Raw genomic sequence first — 3,764 nt, 5'->3', positions numbered from 1 at the left:
CGCGGGACGCCGGGGCGGCGACTTCGCGCGGGACGCCGGTCGCCATCAGGGGTTCCGTGCGGGGATCGTCGGTGCGGTCCGGTAGTTTGTGCCCAACCCGAGGGGCTCGCGCCCGTCCGTGTCACGTCGTTACGCCGTCAGGTCGTCACGTCGCCGCGCCGTCACGTCGTGCGTACCCGGACGGACGCACGCCCGTACCCGCCGCACCGGCACCCGCCGCCACACCCAGGAGCGCTCCCATCAAGACCGTGATACGCCGGACCGCCCGCACCAGCCTGGTCGCGGCCGCCTGCGGCACCGTTCTCGCCACCGGCCTCGCCGCGTGCGGCACCGTTCAGCAGCTCAGCGCCGCCGACAAGGTGTCCACCGCCTTCGACCGGCTCGGCCAGGGCAAGTCCTTCAGCGCCAAGCTGTCGGTCGAGGCCACCGCCGACCAGATCGAGGCGTTCGGGGCGGCCACCGGCGAGAAGATCGACAAGGAGAGCGCGGCCGCGCTCGCCACCGTCGGCCTGTCCGTCGCGTTCAGCGCGGACAAGCCGCTGAAGGACGTCAAGCCGTCCGAGGGTGCCGCCGGGACGGCCCCGAAGCCCGACGACTCCCTCTCCTCCTCCTTCGCGCTCACCGGCAAGGGCGGCGCGTCGCTGCTCGAACTGCGCCAGGTCGGCGGCCGGACCTTCGCGCGGGCGGACCTCGCCGGCTTCGCGGGCCTCACCGGCGAGGACGCCTCCGAGATCGAGCAGTTCACCGGGAGCCTGCCGGCCGACCTCCAGGGCGCGCTGAAGGGCAAGTGGGTCTCCTTCGACACGAAGGAGCTCACGGACCCTGAGGGCGCGAACGGCGCGGGCGGGACCGGGGCCTCCCCCACCCCGTCGATCGACCCCAAGGTCGAGAGCGACCTGACCGCGTCGCTGAAGGGCATCCTCACCAACGACCTCTCCTTCGAGGACAAGGGGAAGCAGGACGGCAAGGAGCGGATCACCGTCACCGCCCCGGCCCGCAAGCTGGCGGACGACCTGCTGAAGGCCTTCGAGCCGCTCGCCAAGGACGTCCCGAGCCTCGGCAAGCTGCCGAAGACCGCCCCGTCGGACGTGCCGGACCGCAACCTCGCCCTGGACGTCTACCTCGACGGCGGCGCGCTGTCCGCCGTCACCTTCGACCTCGCCCAGCTGGACGAGAAGGCCGGCACCGGTGGCACCCCCCTGCCGCTGCGGATCGCGTTCGGCAAGGACGCCCCGGCGGTCCAGGCGCCCGCCGACGCCACCGCGATCACCTCGGAGAGCGTCGCCGGCCTGCTGGGCGGGTTCGCCGGAGGATTCGCCGGCGGGTTCGCCGGAGACCAGCCGGGCGCCGACGGCGGCTTCGACGGCACCGGCGGCCCGGGCGAGCCGGCCGCGCCGCTCACCGACGCCCAGGTGAAGGAGCTGACCGCCGGCGGCACCGTGAACGAGGAGCAGGTGCGGCTCTACAACAAGCTGGGGATGAGCTACCAGGACATCAAGGACCTCGCCGCCATGGGTTCCTGACCGTGAACCCCCCGCCGCCGGGCGGCCGTCTCCTTCACTGAGGGGGCTGCCCGGTCGGCGGGCGGCCTCGGTCAGGAACGACTGAGGAGTGTCCGTGAAGAAGATCAAGACGGCGTTGGCCGCCGCCGTCCTCGCCGGGGTCGCGATGACCGCGGCGCCCGCCACCGCGGCGGCGGCGCCCGCCGTCCAAGCGGAGCCGATGCACTGCGTCAGCCCGGCCTGGGGCGGGGAGTACCTCTGCGGCGGCGAGTACGGCTCGCCGGGCATCGTCGAGTACGCCTACCGGGACGGCCGCCGCCAGGTGTTCGTCATCGGCACCGACCACGCGGTGTGGACGCGTTCGAGCAGCACGTCCGGCAAGAAGGGCTCCTGGTCGTCCTTGGGCGGCTACCTGACCGGCGGGGTCGGCATCACCGCCTCCGACATGGGCCAGGGCCGGTTCGAGATCGCCGCGCGGGGCACGGACAACCGCCTGTGGGCACGGCGCCACGCCGCGGACGGCAGCTGGAGCGCCTGGGCGCGGATCTCCTAGCGGACGAACCGGTCCGCCGGACGGATGCGGGGGGCCCTCTCCGCATCCGCCCGGCGGACCTTCCTCGTCACGCCGTCGGCAGGTCGAGGACGTCCTCCAGCGGCCGGCGCGGGGTGGCCGCACCGGGCGGGCCGTAGCCCACCCGCAGCACCAGTTGGACGTGGCCGGGCCCCTCGGCGGGGTCACGCAGGCGCCAGCGCAGGTCGGGCCATTCGACCGCCTGGTGCCACACCGTCAGCCGCAACCCGTGCGCGGTGAGCAGCAACCAGACCCGCTCCAGCGCCTGACCGGTGCGGATCCAGTCCACGGGGCCGTCCCCGGCGGTCGCGAGCGTGCACAGCTGCGGCAGCGCCTCGAAGCGCTGGGACGGCTGCGGCGGCCCCTCGTGATGCGGCGGGCGCCCGGCGAACTCGCGCATCGGCACCCGGGCGTCGTGGTCCTGCGGGCCGAGCACCGCGTACGGCAGGCCGTCCCCCTTGTCCCCACCGGCGTCCCCACCGGCGTCCCCGCCGGTGTTCGGCCGCAGCCAGGAGCGGGTCTCGGCCTGCCGGGCCGGGTCGTGCGCGATCCGGTCCTCGGCCTCGGCGGTGACCTCCAGCACCCGCCGCACCCCGGCCTCCTCCAGCACCGCCAGCGCCACGCCCTCCTCCCGCGCTGCCGCGATCAGCTCGGCGGCGACCGCCTCGGGGACGTCCCGGTTGGTGAACGGCTGGCGGCTGGAGTGGCGCGCGGCGATCGCCGGGTAGAGGTCCGGCCCGAACGGCCCGTCCGCCGCGTCGTCGGCGGGGCCGGAGAGGTCGAGGACGGCCAGCAGGTGCGGGTCCGCCGGGTCCGGCAGCAGCCGGACGGTGGCCTCCCGGCCCAGGTGGGAGGCGGCGACCCGGAGGTTGAACAGGGCGGCGCCCGCGGCGATGTGCAGCGCGGCCCCGCTGGCGTCCGCGAGCGGGACGGACCGGTCCGGATCGGCGAGCACCTCGACGCCGCCCCCGTCCGGAGTGGGGCGGAACCGCCACGGCTGGCTGTTGTGCAGCGAGGGCGCCGCGCCGCCGGCGGCGGCGAGCAGCCGCAGGTCGGCCGGAGTGAGGGCTGACTGGGTCATGATGATCCTCTCCTTGCCTCGACGCTCCGGAGCCGGTCGCCACGGCCGGCACGACCACGAGTCCCGGTACTCCCGAGCGTGCGCCGCACCGTCCGACGACGACAGGGTCCAACGACCCGGATGCCCCCGACCACCGGCCCGAACGGGGACGCACGCGCCTTCCCGGGTCAGTCGTGCGGGACGACCGCCACCGGGGCCTGGGCGTGGTGGAGGACCGCGTGGGCGATGCGGCCGAGGCGGGGGCCGAGGTCGTGGGGGCGGCGACGGCGGCCGACGACGACCAGTGCGGCGCCGGCGGAGTCCTCGACGAGGGTGCGGGCGGCGCCGAGGCGGGCCTCTTCGACGACCTCGGTGCCCGGGTGGCGTTCGCGGTGGGCGGCGAGGGCGGCGGCGAGGGCCTTCTCCTCCGCCACCTGGAGCTGGGCCATCTCGGCGCCGGACGGCAGGAAGCCGACAACGGCGAAGGCGGGCGGCAGGTCCCAGCCGTGGATGGCGCGGACCCGGGCGCCGCGCAGCCGCGCCTCGTGGAAGGCGAAGTCGAGCACCGTGTCGTCGGGCGCGGCGGCGTCCACGCCGACCACCACCTCGGCCGGCACCGCCGCCGGGATCG

At 75.5% G+C, this 3,764-nt stretch carries 4 protein-coding genes; 2 read left to right on the top strand and 2 right to left on the bottom strand.

The genetic code is table 11. From position 1 onward, the window contains the following. Positions 1 to 248: 248 nt before the first annotated feature. Positions 249 to 1,523 carry a hypothetical protein gene (locus tag ABD308_RS25820; protein WP_344339016.1) on the top strand — a complete coding sequence of 425 codons (1,275 nt, stop codon included), beginning with the start codon at positions 249 to 251 and terminating at the stop codon, positions 1,521 to 1,523. A 94-nt stretch (positions 1,524 to 1,617) separates the two neighbouring features. Then, complete coding sequence (locus ABD308_RS25815) at positions 1,618 to 2,055, top strand: DUF8189 domain-containing protein (protein ID WP_344339015.1); 438 nt, start codon at positions 1,618 to 1,620, stop codon at positions 2,053 to 2,055. Positions 2,056 to 2,122: 67 nt separating this feature from the next. Here the strand turns inward: ABD308_RS25815 and ABD308_RS25810 are convergent, their stop codons facing one another. Continuing rightward, a complete protein-coding gene (locus ABD308_RS25810; RefSeq protein WP_344339013.1) occupies positions 2,123 to 3,154 on the bottom strand; it encodes an Acg family FMN-binding oxidoreductase in 1,032 nt (343 codons plus the stop codon). A gap of 167 nt (positions 3,155 to 3,321) precedes the next feature. Further along, the gene (locus ABD308_RS39760; protein ID WP_425554849.1) at positions 3,322 to 3,726 is read right to left on the bottom strand and encodes a universal stress protein; all 405 of its coding nucleotides are present in this window, start codon (positions 3,724 to 3,726) and stop codon (positions 3,322 to 3,324) included. Between the last annotated feature and the right edge of the window lie 38 nt (positions 3,727 to 3,764).

The organism is Kitasatospora putterlickiae, assembly GCF_039527695.1.
GTDB lineage: Bacteria > Actinomycetota > Actinomycetes > Streptomycetales > Streptomycetaceae > Kitasatospora > Kitasatospora putterlickiae.
The sequence above is the reverse complement of the archived record's forward strand: the minus strand, read 5'-3'. Positions and strand labels throughout refer to the sequence as shown.